Source organism: Sphingomonas sp. 66-10, from assembly GCF_001897045.1.
Classification (GTDB): Bacteria; Pseudomonadota; Alphaproteobacteria; order Sphingomonadales; family Sphingomonadaceae; genus Sphingomonas; species Sphingomonas lycopersici.
This window is the reverse complement of the sequence record NZ_MKRR01000144.1, coordinates 2,654-6,467: the sequence shown is the minus strand read 5'-3', so window position 1 is coordinate 6,467 and position 3,814 is coordinate 2,654. Positions and strand designations below refer to the sequence as shown.

At 68.7% G+C, this 3,814-nt stretch carries 2 protein-coding genes and 1 pseudogene; all 3 read right to left on the bottom strand.

The features are described 5' to 3' along the window. Positions 1 to 838 (bottom strand): annotated as a pseudogene (locus BGN95_RS21160) (hypothetical protein); the annotation flags it as partial. A 2-nt stretch (positions 839 to 840) separates the two neighbouring features. Next, positions 841 to 2,787: a heme-binding protein gene (locus tag BGN95_RS21155; protein ID WP_286773918.1), complete on the bottom strand. Its 1,947-nt coding sequence runs from the start codon at positions 2,785 to 2,787 to the stop codon at positions 841 to 843. Then, positions 2,784 to 3,814, bottom strand: a 1,031-nt coding sequence (locus tag BGN95_RS21150; protein WP_286773917.1) for a hypothetical protein, incomplete at its 5' end; no start/stop codon positions are given. The genes BGN95_RS21155 and BGN95_RS21150, both read right to left, overlap by 4 nt.

Genomic DNA, 3,814 nt, shown 5'->3' with positions numbered 1-3,814 from the left:
CGAGGTTGAACTGGAAGCGATTGTCGTCGCGATTGCCGAACAGCCGGATACCGAGCTGCTGGTCGTTGAACAGAAAGCCGCGGAAATCGGACTGGAACGGCTGGATGCCGATCCGGATCGAGCGGAAATCGTAGCGATCCGACGTATTGGTCAGGTGGACATCGACGAACGCTTCCTGCACGCCGAGGAACTGATCGGTGCGGTGGGTCGGCTTCGACGGCTCGACGAACAAGACGCGCCGCTCGGGCACCTGCGCGTAATTGATATTATACGCCAGGGTCAGGCGATATTCGATCTCGGGCGGCTTGAACGCGGTGGCGCCCTTCACCAGCGAGACGCCGGCGATGAAGGTCTGGCTCAGCACGAGGCTGGTGTCCCTGCCGAACACGTCGTTGCTGCCGGGGCGCTGCGTCGTCTGCACCCCGACCGGGATCGGGAAGGTGCGCGGCTCGATCACCGTGTCGCTCACCGCACTGGCGACGAAGAACCAGTCGTCGCCCTTGATCGGCAGCCATTTCACCTTGTCGCGGTCGATCGGCCGGTCGCCCTTCAGCCTATTCTGCCGATAGGGATCGAACCAGCGTTCCTTGACCAGCCCGAGCGATTCGATCAGCCGCCAGCGATCGGGCACCGGCACCTGATCGACCGGGAACGCCTCGGGCGGCGGCGCGCGCACCGCGCCGCGATTGTCCTGCGTCACCGCCTCGGGCAGCGGCGCCTCATAGCCGGGGCGGCGGCGGCCGGGGATCGACTGATCGTCGGGCGGCGGATCGGCCTGCGGCGCGGCATCGGTCGCCTGCGCCAGCAGAGCCAGGGGAAGGAGCGCGAGCGGGCCCATCGCTACAACCCCGAACAGACGTCTTGCGTCGACGTATCGAGGAACGGCGCGACCGGGCAGTTCACATAACGCAGCCGCACGCTCTCATTGCCGAGATTGACGACGATCTGATCCGCGCGGATCGCGGTCGGCGCATTGCCCAGGCTGCCGACGCGCTTGCCCGCATTGTTGAGCCCGAGGAAACCGATCATATCGTCCTGATCGATCCCGTCGCCCGACACGCCGACCCCGCCGATCAGCACGTTGCCGCGATAGACCGGCACCGACCCGGGGAAAATCTGCACCCCGTTCGGCGCCCGCGTCTGCCCCGCCGCCGCGCCGCAGCGCTGCGGCGTATCGGCGGCATTCACCCCGGTGACATAACCGAGATGCGCGGCGAGATCGCCGACGATCAGCGCCGATTGCAGCCCTGTCGAGAAGGGGTTGAACTGCGCGATCGGGCGCGAGAACGGGCCGTTGGGGCGCCCGAACTCGCCGTCCGGGAAATAGGGGCGGGAGAGATTGCCGTTGGCGCGATCGGTGAAGGCATAACGCCCGGTCAGCGCATTGGGATCGTTTAGGAAAGCGCGCGCGCGCTCGACGAACCCGGCAACATCGGCGCTGGGACTAGCGAGAAGATCGCTCCCCGCATGACTCCCCGAGAAGAACGCCGCCGTCCGCGCTTTCTGCAAGCTGACGTCGGTGCCGAAGATCGGCGCATCGGGAGAGCGCACCACGCCGAGCACCTGCCCGCGGGTATCGACCACGCTGATCGAAACCTGCGCGCGGCTGTTGAGCGGCGCGCGGATCTGCGCGCGCGCGCGGCTCATCACCGTAAAGGCCTCTTCGAGGATCGCGGTCACTTCGCCCGCAGAGAGCGGCTGCGCGACATCGCCCGCATCGGTTCCGCCACGGATCGGGAAGCGGTTCGCGCCGCTGCCGTCGGTCAGCACGAAGGCGTCGCGGTTGGAGAATTCGCCGGCGGTCGCGGCGCGCACCCCCGATGCTTCGGTGCCATAGGCCGCGCCGGGGAGGACCACCGGGGCCGGATCGCCATAGTAACCGCGCACCGCGACGAGCGCGCCGATGCTGCCGTTGATCGTGGCGAAGCCCGGCGCGCTGGTCGCGATCAGCCCCGCATAGCTCGCGTCGGAATAGCGCAGCAACGTGCCGTCGACCGGCACGCGATCGGCGCGGATCGTATCGGGCGCCTCGAACCCGAGCGTCCCGGCGAGCGCGATATATTCCTCGGGATCATTGTCGACATTGCTGACATCGGGGTCGAAGCCATAGACGCCGTCAGCCATCACCCCGATTCCGCCGACCACCACGCCATTCTTGTAGAGCGGGAAGCCCCCCGGATCGGCGGCGAGCCCGAGCGGCGAACGCTTCGGCCCGATCAGCGCCCCCGTTCCCGCGCCGCCCGCCATGAAACGCGCGGCAAGGTCCGAACAGGGCAATTGGCTGAACTGCACCCCGAACAATGGCCCGCTCTCCAGCCCCGTCGTCGCCGGCGAAGGCGGGAATTGCTGCTGGACGATCTCGCTCGCGGTGCGGGTCGAAAAGGCGTTGCCCGCGCTCGACAGATAGGCGCCGGTGATCGCCTTGGCGATCGCCGCGACCTCCGCCGGGACGGTGAGATTCTGTGCGTCGATATTGACGCCATTGGGCGCCGCGCTGGTCGTCGCGGTGGCGCGCGCGCCGGTCATGCGGAACACCGCGAGGACATTGCCGACGCGATCGGTCACCGCGATCACCGCGGGCAGGTTGCGCGCCTGCGCCTCGGCGGCGGCGTGGGCGATGACGACCTGGACGTCACTGACGGAGAGCGACTCCTGCGCCGGGACCGCATAAACCGTCGTCGCGGGCGTCGTGCTCGGCGTCGGGGTCGGCGAGCTGCCGCTCGCGCCGCCGTCGCCGCACGACGACAGCAACAGGGACGCGATGCACAGGAGCGCACGCAGTCTCATCGCAGCGCCCCGATGCTGCGCGCGGCGCTCGCCAGCGCGGCGCGGAAGTCGGCCGGGCGATAGGCATTGGGCTCGTGTACCGCGGCATAGGCACGGTTGACGTCGGCACGGATGCCGGCGGCCGCGCCGATCGTGATCCGCCCCGATTTGACGAGGCTGTTGAGCAAGGTATCGACCGCCATTACCGCCTGCACCGATCCTTCGTAATCGGTGAAGCGCGGCGCGATCGCCCCGCCGGCGACCTCGGCGACCAAGGTGAAGGCCATATCGCCATTGATCGCCGCCGCGCCAAACGCATCGGCCAAGGCACGCGCGCTCGCCGCCAGCCGCGTCCCCGCCGCGATCGCCGCGGGGCGATCCCTGGCAAGCGCGGCATGGAAGGCGCGGCTATCGGCATCGAACCGCCCCGCCAGCCCGGGCGCGATCACCCGCGCCGCGGCCGAGAGCATGATCATATTCTCGTCGTTGAATGGCGGCATCCCGGCGGGGATCGGGCGGCCGGGATTGGCCTCCCACGTCTTGCTGCGCTCGGCCTGATCGTAGATGCGGCGGTGGCAGCTCTGGCAATCGAAGAAGTAGAATTCGGGGAAGGCGCCTTCGCTGCCCTTCGCGCTCGAATAGAGCGTCAGCGCGCGCTCGACCGCGCTCGCCTGCCCCACCGCCCATAATTTAAGGCTATCGGTGCGGCCTTTGCGTCGCGCGTAATCGGCGTCCTCATTGTGGTGCGCCTGCATCGTCGAGAACAGGTCGAGCTCGAACGAGACGCGCGGATGCCCCGCCGCCATCATGCGATGATCGACGAACTGGCCCGGCCGCGCGCTGCCGAAATGGCAATCGAGGCAGACGCCCGCGCGCACCTGCGGCCGATCGAGCGCGGTCATGCCGTTCACGACATTGGCGGCATGCGTCGCGCCGACCGCATAATGCGTGGCGATCCAGCCGCTCGCCGCGCCGTGGCAGCCCTCGCACCCGACGCCGTCCTGCGCGAGGAAGCGCGGGCCGCGCGCGCCGGCCGGGGTGGAATGGC